The following is a 21,261-nucleotide window of genomic DNA, read 5'->3' as shown; positions in this document are numbered from 1 at the left end:
CTCTCTTAGTTTAGTCAACCTCGTGCCATCTAGCAACTACTTCTATTAATTGAGGTGGTTATTCTCTTTTGCTTGCTTTACCTTATCGGGCGTTACATCATTGCCTTCCGGATCCACAATTTTCACATTTTCAATTGTTTTTCGCATTGTGGAGCGGAAAGTCTCAAGATACTCTTTACGAAGAGATGATTGTTCTTTTGCTTCCACTTCAGTAAGCTTTTGCTTCTTAGATTTATTAGAAAGTTCGCTTATACGTGCGAGTTTTTCAGGACTTAACATTGTTCTACCTCCTTGCTTTCTACTACACGATAGGAGAAATTCATTAAAAGTGCAAGAAAAAAGGCATTCCAGCGCGGAATACCTAGGCTTGTTGTTTATATTCTTTGTAACGTCTATGGACAGTAGCTTTACTGATGGAGTGTCCAAGAGCAGATAAGGTTGTACTGATCTCTTCATAGGTGAGACCAGCAACACGAAGACGCACGATTTCTTCGATGGGTACTTCAATACGTTCTCGCCCTAGTAGATTGCCTCTTGATTTTAAGTTGCGCTCTGGTTGATAGCCGTTTTGTACAGCTCGTTTCATTCCTCTTCGAATCTTTGCATTGTGAATTTTGCGTTGGTATTCTTCTACAACTGATAAGATACCAAGGACCATAGTATCGGTTTCCGAGAGAGCAAGAGCACCGTCCTCACGTGCTGTTAAAATTTGCACATTTTCTTTTTCCAGCAAATGCAGGATTGCCATGCGTGCATGTCCACGTCCAAGCCGTGTCTCATCTTGAATTAGTAAATAATCCACGTCCTCTTCTTTAATTGTTGTAAGAAGGTCTAAGAGTCCTTCACGATCGACATCATAACCGCTCTCTTGATCGCTGTATTCTGCCAAGACGTGTAAATCGTGACTCGCTGCTAATGCATGGAGTTCTTCGGATTGACGAACAAGTGACGTTTCTTGTGCTTCTTTATCTGTACTGACACGACTATAAATAACTGCTTGTTTTGTTATCATTGTTCTGTCCCCGCTAACTGCGTTGGTTCTCCTAAGTAATTGAATTGTTCAGTTGATGGAATTGTAAGAGTTTGCCCAACGTGAATTTTGCTATCTGTCATAAAGTTCAACTTCATAACTTGATCAATCCAATGGAGTCGTTCGTCTTTTTCCACGTAGCTCTCTGCTAAAGTCCATAGAGAGTCACCTTGTGAGATGACAATTTCGTTCGTTCCTGTAGTTTGATTTTTAAAATGAAGTGATGTGAAAGTAAAAAGTATAATGAGTACAAGACATGTAGTATAAACAATCGACAATTTGTTTTTCAAGATAATTCACTCCTTAAGAATGTATGTTCGTATATGTATACTCATCATAATACGAACACACGTTTCTTGTCAAACCATTTTAGAACCTATGTTTGCATTTCATTGGTTCAAATGCTATACTTTAGATATGAAATAATGATCGTGACTTGGAGGGGAACCCTAATGAGAAAGGCTTCAAAAAGACAAGAAGATATACTCGCTTTTATAAAAGAAGAAGTACGAAAAAAAGGCTATCCGCCTTCCGTAAGAGAAATTGGTGAAGCTGTCGGTTTGGCTTCGAGTTCTACAGTTCATGGTCATCTTGCGCGTTTAGAAAGCAAAGGCTTGATTCGCAGAGATCCTACAAAACCACGTGCAATTGAAATTTTAGAAGAATTAGATGTAACAGATATTTCACCCGCTTCTGTTGTTCAAGTACCTTTAATCGGGAAAGTAACAGCAGGACAACCAATTACAGCTATCGAGAACATTGAGGAGTTCTTCCCTCTTCCGACGACATTTGGTACGATTGATGACCACTTGTTCATGCTTGAGATCATGGGAGATAGTATGATTGAAGCCGGAATTTTAAATGGAGATTATGTTGTCGTGAAGCAACAAAATTCTGCAAACAATGGGGATATTGTAGTAGCGATGACAGAAGAAGATGAAGCGACTGTAAAGCGGTTCTTTAAAGAGAAAAATTATTTTAGACTCCAACCTGAAAATTCATCACTTGAACCAATTATTGTGGATCAAGTAAGCATTTTAGGTAAAGTTGTCGGTGTATATCGCCATATTCATTAAAAAGACTTCGCTGGGTTTCTGTCCAGCGAAGTTTTTTTATTCTATCAATCTATTCCATTTATTACCTCCACAATTAAAAAACCTTCGCTGAAATTGCTTCCAACGAAGGTTTTGACTCTATTAATACATCTTCAAGTATTGCTCGCGTTCCCAAGGGTGTACTGTTGTACGGAACATATCCCACTCGATTTCTTTCGCTTCCACGAAGTTGTGGTAGATGTGCTCACCAAGACCTTGAATAACAGTTTCGTTCTTAGAAAGTTCTTTAAGCGCTGATTGAAGAGTTCCAGGAAGATTTGCGATTCCTACTTCTTCACGCTCTTTTTCATTCATGTTGTAAATATTACGGTCCACTGCAGGTGGTGGTGTCAATTTGTTCTTGATACCATCAAGACCTGCTTGCAAGATTACAGCCATTGCAAGGTATGGGTTTGCAGCTGGATCCACAGAACGCACCTCAATACGCGTACTCAAACCACGTGATGAAGGGATACGAATTAATGGACTACGGTTTTGACCAGACCATGCTACATAAACTGGTGCTTCGTAACCTGGTACTAGACGCTTGTATGAGTTGACAGTTGGGTTAGTGATAGCTGTGAAACCTTGTACGTGTTTCAAAACTCCAGCCATAAACTGCATTGCTGTCTCACTTAACTGCATATCTGCATTTTCATCAAAGAATGCGTTCTCTTTGCCATTGAACAATGACAAGTTAAAGTGCATCCCTGAACCATTCACACCGAACAATGGTTTTGGCATAAATGTTGCGTGCAAACCGTGTTTACGTGCAATAGTCTTAACAACCAATTTGAATGTTTGAATGTTGTCACATGCTTCTACAGCATTTGCATATTTGAAGTCGATTTCATGTTGCCCTGGTGCTACTTCGTGGTGAGATGCTTCAATTTCAAAGCCCATATCTTCTAATTCTAATACGATATCACGACGACAGTTTTCACCTAGATCCATTGGTGCAAGGTCAAAATAACCACCGTGGTCATTCAATTCTAGCGTTGGTTCACCTTTTTCATCTAATTTGAATAAGAAGAACTCAGGCTCAGGCCCTAAGTTGAATGATGTGAATCCTAGCTCTTCCATCTCTTTTAAAACACGTTTCAAGTTGTTACGTGGGTCACCTTCAAATGGAGAACCATCTGGACGGTTGATGTCACAAATCAGGCGAGCTACTTTCCCTTTACCAGTAATCCATGGGAACACTACCCATGTGTCTAGATCAGGAACTAGGTACATATCAGATTCTTCGATACGCACAAATCCTTCGATGGAAGAACCGTCAAACATCATTTTATTATCGAGTGCTTTGTCTAGCTGACTCACAGGAATTTCAACATTCTTGATTGTCCCTAAGATGTCTGTGAACTGAAGTCGGATGTACCGAACGTCATGCTCTTTTACTAGATTCTTAATATCTTCTTTTGTGTACTTACCCATTTTTTCACTCTCCTATTTATTAATAAGATTTGCCATTGTTAAAAAACCGTGACAAATCGCCTTGCCTTAAAGAGACACGCTGATTCAGTTGCGATTTCTTCAGCTCTTCTTTGACAATTGAGCGAAGTTCTACATCCGAGATCTTATGTATGGAGGTAGCAGCTGGTTGCTTTTTCATCTCAAAAATCTGTTTGATTCCTGCAATATTCACTCCACTAGCAAGTAAATCTTTGATTTCAAGAAGCGTATCAATATCATCTAATGAAAACATGCGTTGCTTCCCCTCTGTACGAGAAGGATAAATCAATTCATTTTCTTCATAATACCGAATTTGTCGAGCCGTCAAGCCTGTCAATTGCATCACGATGTTCATCGACAGTATGGGCATCGATCGTCTCCACTGCTTTTCCATGCTGCACCTCCTCTCTTCATCTAAAAATAGTATATGTCATGTTAACTTACATGTCAACAACATGTTAGCTAATCTGACATAAAAAATTAAAGTGAGAAGAGAGCCCGTATAACCGCAAGTTTAATATGTTCATATGTCAGTCCACCCTGCACATAAGCTGTATAAGGGGGGCGAATTGGACCATCTGCTGTCAGTTCAATACTCGACCCTTGAATAAATGTTCCAGCCGCCATAATGACGTCGTCTTCATACCCAGGCATATATGCTGGAATTGGAGCGAACTTCGCGTTAATTGGAGAAGACGCTTGGATTTGCTGACAGAACTTTATCATTTCGTCAGGCGTAGTGAAAATAACGGATTGAATTAGATCCGTGCGCTTTTCAGTAGAAGCTGGTGAAGCTGTAAATCCTTTATTCTCCAGTGCAGCTGCTGTAAAGTAAGCCCCTTTTACTGCTTGCAGGACGATATGTGGTGCCATAAAAAATCCTTGATACATATCCTGCAGCGCATATAGGGATGCTCCTGCCTCTCCCCCTATACCCGGAGATGTCATGCGAAATGCACATTTTTCAACAATTTCTTTTTTTCCTGCGATATACCCACCAATTTTCGCAAGACCTCCACCAGGATTTTTAATGAGAGATCCTGCCATATAATCTGCACCCACTTCTGTTGGCTCTAACTCTTCAACAAACTCCCCGTAACAGTTATCTACAAAAATGATGGTATGCGGACTATAGGTTTTAATGAAAGTGACCATCTCTTTGATTTGTGCAATCGTGAATGAAGGGCGGTTCGCGTAGCCTCGAGAACGCTGAATCGCCATTACTTTTGGTGAAGAGCTACACGCCGCTTTCACGGATTCCCAATCAATTCCCAGTCCACCCACAAGATCAATATGGCGATAGCGAATACCGAAATCTTTCAATGAACCAGTATCTACTTCTCCCCCATCGACGATTGATGCTAATGTATCGTACGGTTTACCGGTAATATAGATGAGCTCATCTCCAGGACGTAAAATGCCAAAGAGTGCAATGGTAATGGCATGTGTACCCGAAATGATTTGCGGGCGGACCAAGGCTGCCTCTGCTCTAAATACATCCGCATAGACAGCTTCTAGGGTGTCACGTCCTTCGTCGTCATATCCATACCCAAATGAAGGCGTGAGATGATGTTCACTCACTGAATGGTTCCAAAACGCATGCAAAACTTTTTGTTGGTTGTAAAAAGCGATACGCTCTGCTTCTTTTTGTTGTGGGGCAATCTCTTTCTCGATTTGTTCAATGTAGTCTAGTTGTTGTGGTAATAAAAAGTGTGTCATACTTATTTCCTTTCCTACTGAAAAGAAAGCCCGCCTCCGCTAGAGGACGAGCTCTCCATTAATTTGATGTTAAATTTAATTCTACGCGCTTACTTGGAGCAAATGTTGAAATCGCATGTTTATAAATCAAGTGCTGTTTCCCATCCGACTCAAGTAATACGGTGAAGTTGTCATACGATTTGATTAACCCCTTCAGTTGAAAACCGTTTAGTAAAAATACAGTCACAAACACTTCATTTTTACGCAACTGATTCAAAAACGTATCTTGCATATTTACATTCGCCATTAGAATCTCCCCTTTGTCCTCGTCTCTACCTACTTATTCGCTAATTCCTCGTTATTTTCCTTCAAAAACTTTTGGCAATCTAGTTCGATCTGAGTGATGTCCTTTTCAGGGTGATACCAGTTGACAGGCAATTTATTCCGGAAGTAGGTCAACTGCCGCTTTGCATAACGTCGAGTGTTTTGTTGAATCGTTTCCACTAAAAGTTGGCGGGGCCAGTTACCATCTATGGCTTCGATGACTTCCTTATACCCAATCGCTTTGAACGACTGCGCCTCTTTCGGTACATATGAAAGTAATTGCTTTACTTCCTCTAGTAGCCCTTGTTTTATCATCACTTCTACACGGTAATTGATCCGATCATAAAGTTCTTGTCGGTCACGGTTTAATCCGATGATGTAAAAATCATAATAGGGTTCATTGCCCGTATCTTGTTGCTGTTCTTTTTGTGTAATACCAGCACTCATGACACGCTCCAATGCACGAATGACACGCTGTTTGTTTTGATAAGAGATGGTAGTAGCTGCTTCTGGGTCAAGTGTGTCTAACTTGTTCCATAATGCGATAGCATCTTCACTTTCCAACTTTTCACGTAATTCCATATCTTGTGGTGATGAATTAAAGCGGAAGTCATAGAGAATAGATTGGATGTACATACCTGTTCCCCCAACAATGAGAGGGACTTTTCCTCTTGCTGCGATCTCTTGTATTTTCTTTCTTACGATGGATTGATAGTCAGCAACTGAAAAAGCTTCATCTGGTTCTCTTATGGAGAGTAAGTGATGTGGAATACCTTCCATTTCCTCTTCAGAAATCTTTGCCGTTCCAATCGTCAATCCTTTATAAACTTGAAGCGCATCCCCATTGATGATTTCAGCGTTAATTGCTTTTGCAAGGGCAATACTTGTTGCCGTCTTCCCAACGGCCGTCGGTCCTATCAGTACTACTACTTTTTGTTTCATTTACAACCATCCTAAAATTTGATCAACGACCGTTTGACGCCCTTTACCATTTAAAATTTCATGGCGCTGCCCTTCAATCAAGACAAGTTTGACATCTTCACTACCTGCTTTTTGAAAACTTAGAGCAACTTTACGAACACCTTTCCCGTAATCCCCCACTGGATCATCTGTACCTGCAATCAGTAACACAGGAAGACTCTTTCTCATACGTGCAAGCTGGTCTGTCGCGTGAATCGTTTTTAATCCTTGTAATAAGTCTTGATATAGCTTATTCGTGGGTACAAAACCACAATACGGGTCAGCGAGGTAATCTCTCACTACTTCAGCATCAGTAGATAACCAATCCGACTCCGTCTCTGCATCTTCTATACCTTTATTGTAATTTCCAAAGGTTAACTTATTCATAAGTGTCCCCGGCTGTGTTGCACCTTCCCCGCGGGCCTTGAAAGTTGCAAGACGCGCTCCAAAAGCTCCAAGAAGTCCTGGGTCTCCTCCAGTGCCAATCAAAACAAGTTTATCAACGACAGCCGGATACTTTTGAACATATCTACGAGCGAGAAATGACCCCATACTATGGCCGACCAAGAAAATTGCACGTGACGGATAATCGAGGAGATGGTGCTGTATCAACTCATTTACGTCATCCACCACGCGCTCAAACCCATTTTCTTCCGCAAAATAACCAAGGCGGCCCGCACGTTCTCCAGTTTGGCCATGCCCCCGGTGATCGGGAACAAGTACATGATAGCCTTTGTCATTCAATTCACCAGCAAACTGCTCATAACGAGCCGAATGTTCTGCTAAACCATGTAACACGACGACTGTTGTAGTCGCGTCTTCAACAGGATAGTCGCGTACGAAAAGTTTTGACTGATCGGTCATCTCCATCCACTTTGTCGTCATACTCCAGTCCCCTTTGCTTCTTCTATGCGTTGTTTCAACTCGTCTTCTCCTGCTTGCTTTTGTTCATCGGAGAGTTGTAACTCCTGCGCTAGGATTGCACTTACCTCTTTCCACGTATACTCAACTCGGGCGATATCAAAATAAAGATAACCTGTTCTACGGATGAAGAAATCACTTAAATTCGTTACCATTTCGTTTTGAATCGTATAGTAAAGTAAGATACGATCTTTCAAACTAAGTGTTGGTGTTTCCCAGCTCTGAACATATGGAATATAACCGATTGCCACTTCACTATTTTTGCCTAAAAACGTCACGACGTTTTTAGCTTCAGAGAGTGACAAACCATAATAAATGAGTTGTTTTGAACGCTCATAAACATATTCATCAAAGTCGAGCAGTCCAAAATCACCACCGGATAACGGAAGCTGCTTAGTTGGTGACGATGGGATCTCGCGGGAGTAATTTCCTTTGATTGTATCAATCACATCTTCTGCCATCTTCCGGTACCCCGTCAATTTACCACCTGCAATCGTAACGAGCCCTGTGCTCGACACCCAGATTTCATCTTTTCGAGAGATTTCAGAAGCGGATTTGCCATCTTCTGAGATCAATGGTCGGACGCCAGCCCATGTGGATTCTACGTCCTCTCTTTTTAAATGGATGGAAGGGAAAAGTTGATTCGAAGCATCTACTAAATATGTGATTTCTTCTTCAGTCGCTATAGGATTAAGTGGATCTGCATCGTAAAACGTATCTGTTGTTCCGACATACGTCTTACCATCTCTTGGAATTGCAAAAATCATACGACCATCGGGTACATCAAAATACATCGCTTGCTGGAGTGGGAAGCGCTTTTGATCGACCACGATATGAACTCCTTTGGTAAGTTGAAGATGTTTATTATTTTCAAGACGATCTTTCCCACGCACTTCATCTACCCACGGACCTGCAGCATTGATGACAGTCGTCGTATGGATATCGAGTTGGTCACCCGATAGCATATCTTTCGCGCGCACACCGATTATTTTTTCATTTTGATAGATGAAGTTTTCGGCTTTGATATAGTTTAAGCACACTGCCCCAAGTTCAATCGCCTTCTTTACTACTTCAATTGTCAATCGTGCGTCATCTGTTCGATACTCTACGTAGTAACCGCCACCTTTTAACCCTTTCGTATTAATTAAAGGTTCAAGGTCAATCACTTCTTGTTTCGAAAGCATTTCACGTCGTTCGTCCTTTTTCACACCTGCTAAATAGTCATACACTTTCAGTCCTAAAGAAGTAGAAAGCGGTCCGAAGTTGCCTTTTTTATAAAATGGCAACATCATCCATTCTGGCGTTGTGACATGTTTTGCATTTTGATAAACAATATCTCGCTCTTTGCCCACTTCACTTACCATTTGAACTTCAAATTGTTTTAAATAACGGAGTCCACCATGAACAAGTTTCGTTGAACGTGAAGAAGTACCGGAAGCAAAGTCCTGCATTTCAATCAAGCCAACTGTTAGTCCTCGTGAAATAGCATCCAGTGCAATTCCAGCGCCAGTAATTCCGCCACCGATGACAACTACGTCAAAGTGATACGAGCCTAATGTGTCTTTTAAATATGCACGGTCTAAATACGATTTCATGAAACATCCTCTCCTTCAGTCGGTTTAAACGAGCGTGCAGCAGCAACTGCTTGTTGCCATCCTGAATACAATGTTTTTCGCGTTTTTTCGTCCATTTTTGGTTCAAATGTTTTCGTCGTTTCATGTAGCTCTGATAACTCATCAAGTGAACTCCAGAAACCTACGCCAAGACCCGCTAAATAGGCTGCACCAAGTGCTGTCGTTTCGTTGAGTCCCGCTTTTTCAATCGCTGCATGTAAAATATCCGCTTGGAACTGCATTAAAAATGAATTATCCACAGCACCTCCATCCACACGAAGCGACTCGATTGACACTCCCGCTGCTTGTTCCATTGCATCTAGCACGTCTTTCGTCTGATACGCAAGGGACTCCAGTACTGCGCGTATAAAGTGTTCTTTCTCCGTCCCTCGAGTCAACCCGAAAATTGCGCCACGCGTATCCGAATCCCAGTATGGTGTACCGAGTCCTACAAATGCTGGGACGACGTATACCCCATCCGTTGACGCAACACGCGCTGCATAGGCTTCGGAATCCGATGCCTTGCGAAGCATACGCAAACCATCTCTGAGCCACTGGATAGCCGATCCTGCGACAAATACGCTTCCTTCAAGTGCGTAATGAACTTTCCCATCTATTCCCCAAGCAATTGTTGTGAGGAGTCCATCATCTGAAGTTACTGCTTCTTCGCCAGTGTTGAGTAACATAAAGCATCCTGTGCCATACGTGTTTTTGGCCATTCCTTTTGTAAAGCATGCTTGACCGAACAAAGCTGCTTGTTGGTCCCCGGCAGCGCCTGCAATTGGCACTTCTTTCCCAAAGAATACCGACGGATCAGTCATTGCAATTTCTCCGGAACAATCGACAACTTCAGCAAGCATAGATTTTGGAATGTTAAACATCTCAAGAAGCTCGTCATCCCATTGTAAATCGTGAATGTTAAAGAGCAGTGTGCGACTAGCATTCGAATAGTCGGTGACATGCGTTTTGTTTCCGCTAAGCTTCCAGATGAGCCAGCTTTCAATTGTCCCGAATAACAATTCCCCATTTTCTGCTTGTTCGCGAGCTCCCTCTACTTCATTTAGAATCCAAGCAACTTTACTAGCAGAAAAATACGGGTCCAGTCGTAATCCAGTTTTTTCCGTCACTTGTTGTTCAAACCCTTGTTTTTTCCACTTCGAAATAATGCCATTCGTTTGTCTAGACTGCCATACGATCGCATGATAAATCGGTTTGCCGGTTTTCTTGTTCCAAACGACAGTGGTCTCGCGTTGGTTTGTTATACCAATCGCTTTCACTTGTTCCGGCTGGGCATTTGCTTCGGTAAGCACGCCTGCGATACAAGATAACACCGATCCCCAGATTTCTTGTGCATCGTGTTCGACCCAACCGGATTTCGGAAAGTGTTGCGTGAACTCTTTTTGAGCCGTATGCACAGGCTTCCCTTCTCGATTGAATAAAATCGCGCGTGAACTCGTCGTTCCTTGGTCAATTGATAAAATATAGTCCATATCCAGTCTCCTTTACATGACACGTTTGAACATTTTTTCAATCTCGTAACTTGAAAAATGAATGACGACCGGTCGACCATGCGGACAGGTATAGGGCTGTTCACAGTGTCGCAAATCCTCAAGTAATGTCGCCATCTGCTCACGTGGTAAGTAGTGATTCGCTTTAATCGATAATTTACAGCTCATCAAAATCGCTGCTTCTTCCCGTAATTTTGCTACATTTACGTGCTTTTTATCTAGCGCTGCTTGGAGCATTGTTTCGATAATCGTACGTTCTTGATTTTTCGGAAACCAAGAAGGGTATTCACGAACGACAAAGCTGGAATCTCCAAACTCTTCAACCCTAATACCCACCGACTCAAGTTCTTGTCGATTTTCTTTAATACGAAGCGCCTCATCGAGAGAAAAATGAAAGGTTAATGGGAGCAAAAGCATTTGACGCTCTTCATGATTCACTTCCCCTACTTTCGTTCGGTAAAACTCGTACTTGATTCTCTCTTGTGCCGCGTGTTGATCAACCAAATAAAATCCATCCTGCGCTTGACCGACTATATAGGTTCCATGAATCTGTCCGACGATGTCCATCTCCGGTAAAACCGGCGCAGATACGGCCTCTACACCTTCTTCTAAAACATCAAGCGACTCTTGTGCACTCTTTTCAAAAATTTGCTCTACTGTTTGTTCGATATACTCTTGGTCGACTACAGGTGGTGCACTATAGTCATAGGTTTTCGTCGTGTTTTGAAAAAAAGAGGTTTGAGTCGAAGGAGCTGGCTTTTCTTTTGGAACCGTCATTTTTGGGATATCTTGCTTCCCACGTAGTACTTCACGAAGTGTTTTTGTCACAAACAATTCGAGTTCTTTTTCCTTACTAATGCGAATCTGATGTTTCGCCGGATGCACGTTCACATCGGAAAGTAACGGATCTAACGTGATGGAAAGTAAAGTAATCGGATAACGACCAATTGGTAAAAACGTGTGGTATGCCTCTTCGATTGCACGATTTAACCCGAAGTGCTTGATCCATCTACCATTCACAAAAATCGTTAAATAGTTTTTTGATGCCCGAGTCACGGTCGGTTGTGACGTTAAACCCGTAATTTTGAAGTCTTCATTTTCAGCTTCAAACGCTATCATTTGCTTTACTGTACCCGTTCCGTATATAGACGCTGCCACTTGTTGAAGATTGCCACGTCCAGACGTCTGAAGAAGCGTTTGTCCATTGTGAATCAGAGTAAAGGCAATAGATGGATAGCTTAGGGCCAATTTATTGATCAAGTCGATTGAGTGACCTAGTTCAGTTTGTATCGATTTCACATGCTTCAAACGAGCCGGTGTATTATAAAAGAGCTGTTCGACACGGATGATTGTTCCTTTGCGTAGTGGTCCGTCTTGCACATTTATAGACCGACCACCTTCCATTGTCAATTGCGTGCCAGAGCCCTCTCCTGTTGAGGTTTGCATCCAGATTTTAGAGACCGCTGCAATACTTGCAAGTGCCTCTCCCCGGAATCCAAGCGAACGAATACGAAACAATTCATGTTCAGTCAATAGTTTAGACGTGGCATGCCGAGAAAATGCTAACTCCGCATCTTCTCGGTCCATTCCGTCCCCGTTGTCAGTGACTTCGATTTTTTGTAGGCCTGCTTCAACCAATTCTATTTGAATCGATGTGCTCCCTGCATCAATCGCATTTTCTACAAGTTCTTTCACAACACTGGAAGGACGCTCGACGACTTCTCCAGCTGCTATCTTATTGGATAACAGTTCATCCATTACTTTTATTTTCGTCACAGGTCCCTCACTCCTCTACAGATTGTTTGAGTGTGTGTAATAAATTCAGCGCTTGGAGTGGCGTAATATCCATCACGTCTAGTTTTCGCAGTTGAACCACAACGTCATGTTCTTTTAGTTTTGGCTCACTTGTCGCAGTGAAATCAAATAAGGATAATTGACGGTCTTCTTGTTCTTCATAATCCGATAACAACTGTTGCGCTCGTTCAATTATAGCTATTGGAAGTTCCGCTAATTCTGCGACATGAATGCCATAACTTTTATCGGCGGCACCGTCTTTCACTTTGTGTTGGAACACTACTTTTTTATCTTGTTCTGTCGCAGCTACATGCACATTTTTAAGGCGTGGCAACTGCCCTTCTAGCTCTGTAAGTTCATGGTAGTGTGTGGAGAAAAGGGTATTTGCTCCAATCTTATCGTGGATGTATTCCATCATTGCTTGCGCTAAGCTCATTCCATCATAAGTGGAGGTTCCCCGGCCAATCTCATCAAATAACAGCAAACTATTTTTTGTGGCACCGACAATTGCATTTTTTGATTCAACCATTTCTAACATAAACGTACTTTGTCCGCCTGCAAGATCATCAGCAGCCCCTATTCGCGTAAAGATTTTATCTGTAATCGGTAGGAGTGCATAAGATGCAGGAACAAACGACCCCATTTGCGCCATAATGATGGTGATGGCAACCTGACGCATATACGTACTTTTACCCGACATGTTCGGTCCAGTAATCAATAACATATTTTTCTCGTTCGTCAACACACAGTCGTTTGCGACATAGTGGTGGTTGTTCATCATTTTTTCCACAACGGGATGTCGTCCATCTCGAATTTCCATTTTCGTATCCGATTCAAATGTAGGGCGTGTCAATTGATAGTAGTTTGCACATGTCGCGAAAGATTGCAGGACGTCTAATTCACTTAGAGCATCAGCAAGCTGCTGAAGGACAGATATATGTTGTTTAATGTCATCCCGCACTTTTTCGAATAGTTCTGTTTCAAGAACTAATGCTTTTTCTTGTGCGGTTAGAATCATTGTCTCTTTTTCCTTCAATTCTTCGGTTATGAAGCGTTCAGCATTTGCAAGTGTCTGCTTTCGAACGTATCGTGCTTCATCTGCAAGATGAACCATCGATTTCGTTAACTCGATGTAATAACCAAAAATCCGGTTGTACCCAATCTTTAAGTTTTTGACTCCCGTCAACTCACGTTCGCGTTGCTCGAGTTCAGCTAACCAGTCTTTTCCGTTAGTAGCGAGATAGCGGAATTCATCGAGCTGTTGTGAAAATTGCTCGCGAATTACGCCTCCGTCCTTTAATGCAAGAGGGGGTGAATCGGCAATCGCCCTCTCCAAAAGCTCTCGACATTCAACCGGATCTGAAAGTTGGTGTCCCAATTGTTGTAAATGTGAATTTGTAGATTCGGATAAAATCTCTCTCAAAACGGGTACTTGTTGTAAGGTTTTTCTCAACTGCGCAGCATCTTTTCCGTTCAATGTACCGAAACTCACTTTTCCTAAAAGTCGTTCCATGTCATAAACCGTAGTTAATGCTTCTTTCACTTCCTCATGCACCATAAAATCATCTAAAAATGCTTCCACTTTGTCTAAACGTTTTTCAATGCCTGCCTGATTCGCAAGTGGCTGATGTACCCACTGCTTGAGCTTACGTGATCCCATTGCTGTCTTTGTCTCATCAAGTAACCATGCGAGCGTTCCTTTTTGATCACCCGAGCGGATAGATTGAACAAGCTCAAGATTTCGTTTTGAAGCACTATCAATGGATAAAAATGCCGTTTCCTCGTAATGCTGAAACGTTTGGAGGTGAGTAAGCGTTCGTTTTTGTGTTGCATGAAGATAAGAAAGTAATAATTTACTTGCTTCATGAGATAAATCGCTATACCCGGACAATTCATCGGGAGTATGTATAGTCAAGTGAACATCGTATAGCTCACTAAGCTCTTCTACGAGCAATGCATCTTGTTCAAGGAGAACTAGCTCTTTTATGTTCAATTCATTGGCTTTTGCAAATAACGCTCTATGGTTCTCACGAATGCTCGTAGAGTAGGCCTCACCTGTCGCCACATCTAAGTAAGCGAGTTGTATTGGAGAACCTAGCAGTGCAGCTCCGACATAATGATTCGTAGCAGAAGAAATCGACTTACCTTCAAATAATGTTCCCGGCGTGATTACTTGAACTACTTCGCGCTTAACGATTCCTTTTGTAAACTTCGGATTTTCGACTTGTTCACAAATCGCGACACGGTGTCCCTTACTGACAAGCGTTTCGATGTATCCTGTTGCAGAGTGATAGGGAACTCCACACATCGGAATCCGTTCTTTTGCGCCAGCATCCTTGCCCGTCAGTGTGATTTCTAAAATAGATGCGGCTTGTTTCGCATCTTCAAAAAAAAGTTCGTAAAAGTCGCCCAATCGGAAAAATAGAAATTCATTTGGGTACTGTTTTTTTATTGATAAATATTGTTGCATCATTGGAGTATATGTCATCTGAAATCCGTCCTTCTCTTCGATCAATGTAGTGTAAGTATAGCAGACTTTTTGCGAGCATTAAAAAGGAACCTATCGCTAGGTTTCTTCTAAAAAGGGGATGAGCTCTCATCGTGGTGTGGGTGATGGGAACTATTCCTTTGTAATGAATGGCTTCCGCATGTACAGCTGTTTTTTTAGAACCACCAAATGCATCGAACTGGCCAACTACTTCAACGCTATCTGACACTTTTTTAACTTGGTAATGATGGTTCACAATCCAGCAGCCGAGAATCCGGTTAGAGCGCTGTGGGAGTGAGATGACAGATTTGTTTTCAATCTTCTTTTTACCATGTCCGATGATCGCCTTAGTAATATTGTGGCGAGAGTTTTTCAAACACATGCCTCCTCCACACACTCTATGCATAGAAAAACAAAAACGTGCATCTCAAATTTGAGATGCACGTAATTTTAGGCTTGTGCTGGTTTCGTTCCGAATTTATCTTTTGTAACAAATTGAATTGCAAGAAGGATGATAAACATCACTAAACCGATTGTATCGGATAATCCTTCTGGATAGATTAACAGTAGTCCTGCAATTCCCGCAAGGATACGCTCATACCAGAATACTTTGCGATACCAGAATCCGATGATTGCTGCACCAATTGCAATCATTCCAGAAATAGCTGTAAATAGAACCCATGCAATTTCTAATAACGTCGTATCAATCATCAACAATTGTGGCGAGAAGATGATCATGTACGGAATGATGAACGCGGCAATGGCGAGCTTCGAAGCATTGACCCCAGTTCGAATCGGATCTCCACCGGACACACCCGATGCGGCAAAAGCAGCAAGGGCAACTGGTGGCGTGATATCTGCTACAATCCCGAAATAGAATACGAAAAAGTGAGCAGATAATGCAATAACTAATGGTACAGCTGCACCTGCTGGCTCATCAAGCATTAACAACGTGATGATTGCTGGTGCCGCTATTGTCGATGTGATGACATAGTTCGCTGTAGTTGGTGAACCCATCCCTAGGATGATCGAAGCAATCATTGTAAAGAATAATGTTAATAAAATGCTTCCACCTGCAGCGGTAATTAAACCATTTGCAAGTCCTAATCCTAAACCAGTTTTCACAACTACACCAACGATAATACCAGCTGCAGCTGTTGCGGCTGCAACAGCAAGTGCAGTACGTGCACCATCTACCATCGCATCAATAATGTCTTTGAAGCTCATACGTGTTGATTTATCAAGCGCACTCAAGACGATTGCAATCACAATCCCCCAAAGAGCGGCTTGCATCGTTGGTACTCCGACAAATAGCATGATAATAATCGCTAAGATCGGACCTAATAGATATAACTTCTTTAGAACTTCTTTGCGATCAGGCATTTGATCATCTGGTAAGCCTTCTAGACCTACTCGTTTTGCTTCAAAATGCGTCATGATCCAAATTCCTGTGAAGTATAAAATCGCTGGAATCGCTGCGGCTTTTGCAATTTCCCAATACGTGATTCCGTTCCCAATAAATTCAACCATTAAGAAGGCAGCAGCACCCATAATTGGTGGCATGATTTGTCCACCTGTTGAGGCTGCAGCTTCTACACCACCGGCAAATTCTTTGCGGTAGCCGAGCTTTTTCATCATAGGGATTGTATAAGAACCGGATGTTACTACATTCGCTACAGAAGATCCTGAAATCGTACCTTGAAGGGCACTTGAGAAAATCGCAACTTTAGCAGGTCCTCCCGTTAATTTACCAGCGAATGAAACTGCTAAATCGTTGAAATACTGACCTACTCCCGTTTTTACAAGGAAAGCCCCAAATAGCAAGAATACGAAGATAAAGGTTGCAGATACACTTAATGGTGTACCTAAAATTCCATCTGTCGTAAAGAACATTAATTGAACAATACTTTCAATTGACTGCCCACGGTGAGCTAAGAAGCCAGGGAAGTACGGTCCAAAGAATGCATAAACAAGGAACACACTAGCAATGATTGTAATCGGTAAACCTACTGCACGTCTTGCCGCTTCAAGTGTCAATAGAATTGCAAGCACCCCAATAACAAAGTCAGCAGTTTGAAGATTTCCAACACGTAATACTAAATCGTCAATAAATAATGGCCAATACAATCCAACTACAACCGCTAAGAGCGCAAGTATGTAATCGTACCAAGGTACAGTCGATTTGACAGCCCATTTTTTTCGCGCTGGGAATAGTAGAAAGATTAATGCCAAAGCAAAGCCTAAGTGGACTGAGCGTTGTATGTAGGCAGTGAATTGCCCATTGATTGCTGTGTACAATTGGAACAAAGTAAAAGCGAGCAACGCAAAATACACGATTCTTCGCATAAGCCCTTGATGATCACGTGTATTAGATTCTGGATCATATTTAGCAAGTATGGCTTTTTGTTCTTCTTCAGAAAGTTGTTCTACGTCTTGATTGTCTAGTTTCTGTTTATTTTCTTCCATCAACCTTTTCTCCTTTCCAAAGATCTGCAATAGAAATCTCTACCGCTTCGATACGATAAGAACGACCAGTTGGTAATTCCGCCTTCAAATCGTGGATTGTATTATCGTACCGTACTTCAAGTTTTTTGTGAATGGATGAATTATACAGAGTGAAAGAGTCTGTATACGTGTCTTCTGAAGTCAACACCCATTTGCCATCTACAAACTCGAATGTTTGATTCTCTTCAGCATCCCCTGGCATGCCGACTGCCAAGTCTTCGTAAATCATTTGAAGAAATTGCAACCTTCCATCTTGCGTTATTGTATACGTCTCTGTGACATCTGATAAATGAATCGAATGCGTAAATGTCATCGCAAACTCTCGTTCCTCCGACAAAGCAATATAATATACGGAAGGTTCATTGGTACGCGTCTCAGTGAATACAAGAACTTGTTGGGTCGGAATGAAGGTGATAACTAAGAGAAACAGACCGATGATTAAACTGAATATACCTTTCAACATATACCCATACCCTTCAGGGTTATAAGCCCAAATCAATAAAATTTCGAGTTTCGGCTTATAGCCTTTTCATAAGGATAAAAAAGCAATGGTCGAAACCACTGCTTTTTATAGTAGTTGATTATTGCTCGTCGAAGTAACGTTGTGCACCTGGGTGAATATCAATTCCAATACCATCTAATGCTGTTTCAGAACTGATTTGTGAACCTTTAGCATGTGTGATTTGATCTGTGTTACCATAGATGGCAGCTGTGATCTCATACACTAAATCTTCAGGTAGTTCATTAGAAACTGCAAGCATCGCAAGTACTGAAACTGTTGGAACATCTTCCGTTAAACCGTACGTGCCTGAAGGAACCATATCTTCTGCGTAGTATGGATATTTTTCAATCAGTTCAGCAGCCTTATCAGCTTCAACTGGAACGATTGTAACATCTGCTACTGCATTTAGAGCTTCAACAGCACCAGTTGGTGTTCCTGAAGTGATGAATGCCGCATCAATCTGACCAGCTTGTAAGCTTTCTTGAGACTCACCGAAGTCTAGTGCTTGTGCATCGACATCATCCATTGTCATCCCATGGATTTCAAGGATTTGCTCTGCATTTGCGTAAGTTCCTGAACCAGGAGCTCCTACAGATACTTTTTTACCACGTAGATCTTCAACTGATGTAATCCCCGTATTCTCAAGAGTTACAATTTGGATAGTCTCAGGATAAAGTGCACCAATTGCTGAGATATCTGTAATTGCATCCCCTTCAAACATGAACGTACCTTCTGTTGCATAAAACGCAACATCTGTCTGAACGAATGCGATTTCAGCATCACCGTTCTTAAGTGCAGTCATGTTTGCTGCTGAAGCTTGAGAAACCTCTGCAGTTGTCTGGATACCTGTTTCTTCAGTAACTAAGTTTGCGAATGTTCCACCAAGCGGATAGTATGTACCTTGTGTTCCGCCAGTAACGATACTTAAAAATGGAAAGTCGTCTTTCGTTTTCTCGCCTGAAGATTCTCCTCCGCCATCTCCGCCTCCGCATGCTGCAAGCAATAGTGCTGAAGCTGCAAGAGTAGTTCCTAGAAACTTAAACTTTTTGTTCATTTTGTTTCCTCCCTTTTCTCGAATAGGTTTTGGACCCGCTTTCATTTTACCATAAAAAAAAGGCAGTGTGTCGAACTAACTAAGACACACTACCTAAGCAATTAAGATTCTTGAGAGGGTTGGTTCTTTTTCAGTGCTGACCCTGTAACACCTTGTAAAAGATCTCCGTCTGTAGACTCAATAATTTCATTTGTTACCTTATTAGAAATTGCGTGTGCTACAAGCTGAAGGAGGTTGTTCACTTCGCCTTGAGATTGTTTGAACTCTTGAACAATTGGAAATGCATCAATTTCTTCTTCAACTTTTGCGATTTTTGCTTCCGTCAATTTCAATGCCTTCTCTTTTTCTAAATGCTGAAAATTCACTGCTTGTTTTTGTAAGCTTTTTAAGCTTGCAATTTTTTCTCTGATTTTTTGGTTCGCATTGATTTGTGCTTCTGCACGTTTGAAAAACTCAACTTCTTCAGTCTGTGCAATCATCGTTGCTATTTCATGCGCTTTTTCGATAATGTCTTGCTTTGTATATTGACTCATACGAGTTCCACCTTTTCTGTGTTTGCCAGTTCTACGAATTCGCCAGTGAGTGACCACGTTTTCGCATCTGTAATTTTAACAAGGACAAGCTTTCCAATCAACTCTTTTGGTCCTGTAAAGTTGACGAGTTTATGTTTTCGTGTGTACCCAGCAAGTACATCTGCATTCTTTTTGCTTTCCCCTTCAACCAACACCTCGACGATTTCATCTTGATGTTTTACCATTGCTTGTGCGGAAAGTTCGTTCACTACAGCATTCAAACGCTGTAGACGATCTTTTTTCACATCCATCGGTACGTTGTCTTGCATCTTTGCCGCTGGAGTTCCGTCACGCGGGGAATAAATGTACGTATAAGCCAGTTCGAATCCTACTTCTTTGTATAAAGAGAGTGTTTCTTCAAACTGTTCTTCTGTCTCATTTGGGAATCCTACAATTATGTCTGTCGATAAGGACAGATTTGGAATACGTTCTTTCATACGACGAACAAGATCTAAATACTGCTCGCGTGTATATTTACGAGCCATAATTTTCAAAACATCGGATGAACCCGATTGTACCGGTAAATGAATATGCTCTACTAAATTTCCACCTTGCGCTAAAACGTCAATTAAATGGTCATCAAAGTCACGCGGATGACTTGTAGTAAAACGTATACGTGGAATATCAATCTTGTGTAGATCATTCATCAAATGCCCAAGACGATACGTGCCGTCTTCAAAGTCTTTTCCGTACGCATTCACATTCTGGCCGAGCAACGTAATTTCTTTATACCCTGCAGCGGCTAGCTCGCGCACTTCTTGGATGATATCTGCCGGACGACGACTCCGCTCTTTACCACGCGTGTAAGGCACAATGCAATATGTACAGAATTTGTCGCATCCGTACATAATATTTACCCAAGCTTTGATTTGACCTTTTCGTTCACGTGGAAGGTTTTCGATAACGTCACCTTCTTTTGACCATACTTCAACTACCATTTCTTTTGAAAGATAGGCTTCATTCAAAATTTGAGGTAACCGATGGATGTTGTGTGTACCAAAAATCATATCTACTTGATCATATGTTTTCAAAATTTTAGAGACGACGGCTTCTTCTTGAGACATACAACCACATACACCGATTAATACATCTGGATTTCTTCGTTTCAAGCTCTTTAAGTGACCGAGTTCCCCAAACACTTTATTTTCTGCATTCTCTCGAATTGCACAGGTGTTCAATAAAATGACGTTTGCATCTTCGACTGTATCAGTCGGCATATATCCAAGACTTAAAAACAATCCGGCCATGACCTCTGTATCATGCTCATTCATCTGACAGCCGTATGTACGTATATAGAACTTGCGATTCTGTCCCATTCCTTTAAAACGCTCTTCAATTGTGAAATCGGAATGGTAACTGATGGATTCTTTCCCACGCTTTTTTGCGTCTTTTAATGAAGGTGGTTGATAGAAAGATTGAAAATACTGGCTGTAGTCTTTTTCTGGTTTTTGTGCAGGTTTGATTTGTGCGCTTTGTAATCTCGATTCTTCGTTCATCGCACCGAATCCCCTTTCATTCAGTTTCATCCTTTCATTATAGCGAATATTCTTTAGACTGCCTACAAAGTTCACAGCTTTGTGCAATTCAAATGCACTAAAAAAATCAGTATTTCTAACTCACCACTTGCGAGAGAAATACTGATTAGATTCTAGTTATAACTATTTTTATCGCTTTATGAAATCGAGTTGCGAACCTTAAAGTTGAGTGTAGTGCAGGGGTTGACTCCAGTGGGATCAAAGTCGG

The 21,261-nt window shown here is 41.6% G+C and carries 20 protein-coding genes; 1 reads left to right on the top strand and 19 read right to left on the bottom strand.

Annotated features, from left to right (window positions below; genetic code table 11):
• Nucleotides 1-45: 45 nt before the first annotated feature.
• The 3 genes from JOD03_RS01805 to yneA all read right to left on the bottom strand — a co-directional run bounded on the left by JOD03_RS01805 (nt 46) and on the right by yneA (nt 1,320).
• A complete protein-coding gene (locus JOD03_RS01805; RefSeq protein WP_204589109.1) occupies nt 46-279 on the bottom strand; it encodes a DUF896 domain-containing protein in 234 nt (77 codons plus the stop codon).
• A gap of 82 nt (nt 280-361) precedes the next feature.
• Nucleotides 362-1,012, bottom strand: coding sequence for a YneB family resolvase-like protein (locus JOD03_RS01800; RefSeq protein WP_204589108.1), 651 nt, complete (start codon nt 1,010-1,012; stop codon nt 362-364).
• Nucleotides 1,009-1,320 carry a cell division suppressor protein YneA gene (gene yneA / locus JOD03_RS01795; protein ID WP_204589107.1) on the bottom strand — a complete coding sequence of 104 codons (312 nt, stop codon included), beginning with the start codon at nt 1,318-1,320 and terminating at the stop codon, nt 1,009-1,011. The genes JOD03_RS01800 and yneA overlap by 4 nt, the downstream gene beginning before the upstream one ends.
• A gap of 162 nt (nt 1,321-1,482) precedes the next feature.
• Between yneA and lexA the strand changes: the two genes are divergently transcribed.
• Nucleotides 1,483-2,106: a transcriptional repressor LexA gene (lexA, locus tag JOD03_RS01790; RefSeq protein WP_204589106.1), complete on the top strand. Its 624-nt coding sequence runs from the start codon at nt 1,483-1,485 to the stop codon at nt 2,104-2,106.
• A gap of 120 nt (nt 2,107-2,226) precedes the next feature.
• Here the strand turns inward: lexA and glnA are convergent, their stop codons facing one another.
• From glnA to miaB, 16 genes are all read right to left on the bottom strand, one after another.
• Nucleotides 2,227-3,561 carry a type I glutamate--ammonia ligase gene (gene glnA / locus JOD03_RS01785; RefSeq protein ID WP_204589105.1) on the bottom strand — a complete coding sequence of 445 codons (1,335 nt, stop codon included), beginning with the start codon at nt 3,559-3,561 and terminating at the stop codon, nt 2,227-2,229.
• Between the two features lie 19 nt (nt 3,562-3,580).
• Nucleotides 3,581-3,973: a MerR family transcriptional regulator gene (locus tag JOD03_RS01780; protein WP_204589104.1), complete on the bottom strand. Its 393-nt coding sequence runs from the start codon at nt 3,971-3,973 to the stop codon at nt 3,581-3,583.
• 86 nt (nt 3,974-4,059) lie between these two features.
• Entirely contained in the window at nt 4,060-5,298 is a 1,239-nt protein-coding gene (locus tag JOD03_RS01775) for a methionine gamma-lyase family protein (protein ID WP_204589103.1), read from the bottom strand.
• A 58-nt stretch (nt 5,299-5,356) separates the two neighbouring features.
• Nucleotides 5,357-5,584, bottom strand: a complete 228-nt coding sequence (gene hfq / locus JOD03_RS01770; RefSeq protein ID WP_204589102.1) for an RNA chaperone Hfq — start codon at nt 5,582-5,584, stop codon at nt 5,357-5,359.
• A 29-nt stretch (nt 5,585-5,613) separates the two neighbouring features.
• Nucleotides 5,614-6,543, bottom strand: a complete 930-nt coding sequence (miaA, locus tag JOD03_RS01765; protein WP_204589101.1) for a tRNA (adenosine(37)-N6)-dimethylallyltransferase MiaA — start codon at nt 6,541-6,543, stop codon at nt 5,614-5,616.
• Nucleotides 6,544-7,446: an alpha/beta hydrolase gene (locus tag JOD03_RS01760; RefSeq protein ID WP_204589100.1), complete on the bottom strand. Its 903-nt coding sequence runs from the start codon at nt 7,444-7,446 to the stop codon at nt 6,544-6,546.
• The gene (locus JOD03_RS01755) at nt 7,443-9,077 is read right to left on the bottom strand and encodes a glycerol-3-phosphate dehydrogenase/oxidase (RefSeq protein WP_204589099.1); all 1,635 of its coding nucleotides are present in this window, start codon (nt 9,075-9,077) and stop codon (nt 7,443-7,445) included. The genes JOD03_RS01760 and JOD03_RS01755 overlap by 4 nt, the downstream gene beginning before the upstream one ends.
• On the bottom strand, nt 9,074-10,585 hold the full coding sequence (gene glpK, locus JOD03_RS01750; protein ID WP_204589098.1) for a glycerol kinase GlpK: 1,512 nt from the start codon (nt 10,583-10,585) through the stop codon (nt 9,074-9,076). The genes JOD03_RS01755 and glpK overlap by 4 nt, the downstream gene beginning before the upstream one ends.
• Before the next feature lie 12 nt (nt 10,586-10,597).
• Nucleotides 10,598-12,379 (bottom strand): DNA mismatch repair endonuclease MutL, encoded by a 1,782-nt coding sequence (mutL, locus tag JOD03_RS01745; protein WP_204589097.1) that lies wholly within the window; start codon nt 12,377-12,379, stop codon nt 10,598-10,600.
• Between the two features lie 7 nt (nt 12,380-12,386).
• Nucleotides 12,387-14,885, bottom strand: coding sequence for a DNA mismatch repair protein MutS (gene mutS, locus JOD03_RS01740; protein WP_204589096.1), 2,499 nt, complete (start codon nt 14,883-14,885; stop codon nt 12,387-12,389).
• Nucleotides 14,827-15,261 carry an outer spore coat protein CotE gene (gene cotE, locus JOD03_RS01735; RefSeq protein ID WP_204589095.1) on the bottom strand — a complete coding sequence of 145 codons (435 nt, stop codon included), beginning with the start codon at nt 15,259-15,261 and terminating at the stop codon, nt 14,827-14,829. The genes mutS and cotE overlap by 59 nt, the downstream gene beginning before the upstream one ends.
• Nucleotides 15,262-15,335: 74 nt before the next feature.
• On the bottom strand, nt 15,336-17,351 hold the full coding sequence (locus tag JOD03_RS01730) for a TRAP transporter permease (protein WP_204589094.1): 2,016 nt from the start codon (nt 17,349-17,351) through the stop codon (nt 15,336-15,338).
• On the bottom strand, nt 17,338-17,853 hold the full coding sequence (locus tag JOD03_RS01725) for a DUF1850 domain-containing protein (protein WP_204589093.1): 516 nt from the start codon (nt 17,851-17,853) through the stop codon (nt 17,338-17,340). Before JOD03_RS01725 ends, JOD03_RS01730 begins: the two co-directional genes overlap by 14 nt.
• 118 nt (nt 17,854-17,971) lie before the next feature.
• Nucleotides 17,972-18,946, bottom strand: coding sequence for a TAXI family TRAP transporter solute-binding subunit (locus tag JOD03_RS01720; protein ID WP_204589092.1), 975 nt, complete (start codon nt 18,944-18,946; stop codon nt 17,972-17,974).
• 101 nt (nt 18,947-19,047) lie between these two features.
• Nucleotides 19,048-19,479, bottom strand: a complete 432-nt coding sequence (locus tag JOD03_RS01715) for a YlbF/YmcA family competence regulator (protein WP_204589091.1) — start codon at nt 19,477-19,479, stop codon at nt 19,048-19,050.
• Complete coding sequence (miaB, locus tag JOD03_RS01710) at nt 19,476-21,014, bottom strand: tRNA (N6-isopentenyl adenosine(37)-C2)-methylthiotransferase MiaB (RefSeq protein WP_204589090.1); 1,539 nt, start codon at nt 21,012-21,014, stop codon at nt 19,476-19,478. The genes JOD03_RS01715 and miaB overlap by 4 nt, the downstream gene beginning before the upstream one ends.
• Nucleotides 21,015-21,261 lie beyond the last annotated feature (247 nt).

This window comes from Chryseomicrobium aureum, from assembly GCF_016909155.1.
Classification (GTDB): Bacteria; Bacillota; Bacilli; order Bacillales_A; family Planococcaceae; genus Chryseomicrobium; species Chryseomicrobium aureum.
The sequence above is the reverse complement of the archived record's forward strand: the minus strand, read 5'-3'. Positions and strand labels throughout refer to the sequence as shown.

What these genes read in the sequence shown, in the direction of transcription:
- JOD03_RS01805 (WP_204589109.1), bottom strand. Translation starts at nt 279, where the DNA reads ATGTTAAGTCCTGAAAAACTCGCACGTATAAGCGAACTTTCTAATAAA.
- JOD03_RS01800 (WP_204589108.1), bottom strand. Translation starts at nt 1,012, where the DNA reads ATGATAACAAAACAAGCAGTTATTTATAGTCGTGTCAGTACAGATAAA.
- lexA (WP_204589106.1), top strand. Translation starts at nt 1,483, where the DNA reads ATGAGAAAGGCTTCAAAAAGACAAGAAGATATACTCGCTTTTATAAAA.
- glnA (WP_204589105.1), bottom strand. Translation starts at nt 3,561, where the DNA reads ATGGGTAAGTACACAAAAGAAGATATTAAGAATCTAGTAAAAGAGCAT.
- JOD03_RS01780 (WP_204589104.1), bottom strand. Translation starts at nt 3,973, where the DNA reads ATGGAAAAGCAGTGGAGACGATCGATGCCCATACTGTCGATGAACATC.
- JOD03_RS01775 (WP_204589103.1), bottom strand. Translation starts at nt 5,298, where the DNA reads ATGACACACTTTTTATTACCACAACAACTAGACTACATTGAACAAATC.
- hfq (WP_204589102.1), bottom strand. Translation starts at nt 5,584, where the DNA reads ATGGCGAATGTAAATATGCAAGATACGTTTTTGAATCAGTTGCGTAAA.
- miaA (WP_204589101.1), bottom strand. Translation starts at nt 6,543, where the DNA reads ATGAAACAAAAAGTAGTAGTACTGATAGGACCGACGGCCGTTGGGAAG.
- JOD03_RS01760 (WP_204589100.1), bottom strand. Translation starts at nt 7,446, where the DNA reads ATGACGACAAAGTGGATGGAGATGACCGATCAGTCAAAACTTTTCGTA.
- JOD03_RS01755 (WP_204589099.1), bottom strand. Translation starts at nt 9,077, where the DNA reads ATGAAATCGTATTTAGACCGTGCATATTTAAAAGACACATTAGGCTCG.
- glpK (WP_204589098.1), bottom strand. Translation starts at nt 10,585, where the DNA reads ATGGACTATATTTTATCAATTGACCAAGGAACGACGAGTTCACGCGCG.
- mutS (WP_204589096.1), bottom strand. Translation starts at nt 14,885, where the DNA reads ATGACATATACTCCAATGATGCAACAATATTTATCAATAAAAAAACAG.
- JOD03_RS01730 (WP_204589094.1), bottom strand. Translation starts at nt 17,351, where the DNA reads ATGGAAGAAAATAAACAGAAACTAGACAATCAAGACGTAGAACAACTT.
- JOD03_RS01725 (WP_204589093.1), bottom strand. Translation starts at nt 17,853, where the DNA reads ATGTTGAAAGGTATATTCAGTTTAATCATCGGTCTGTTTCTCTTAGTT.
- JOD03_RS01720 (WP_204589092.1), bottom strand. Translation starts at nt 18,946, where the DNA reads ATGAACAAAAAGTTTAAGTTTCTAGGAACTACTCTTGCAGCTTCAGCA.
- JOD03_RS01715 (WP_204589091.1), bottom strand. Translation starts at nt 19,479, where the DNA reads ATGAGTCAATATACAAAGCAAGACATTATCGAAAAAGCGCATGAAATA.
- miaB (WP_204589090.1), bottom strand. Translation starts at nt 21,014, where the DNA reads ATGAACGAAGAATCGAGATTACAAAGCGCACAAATCAAACCTGCACAA.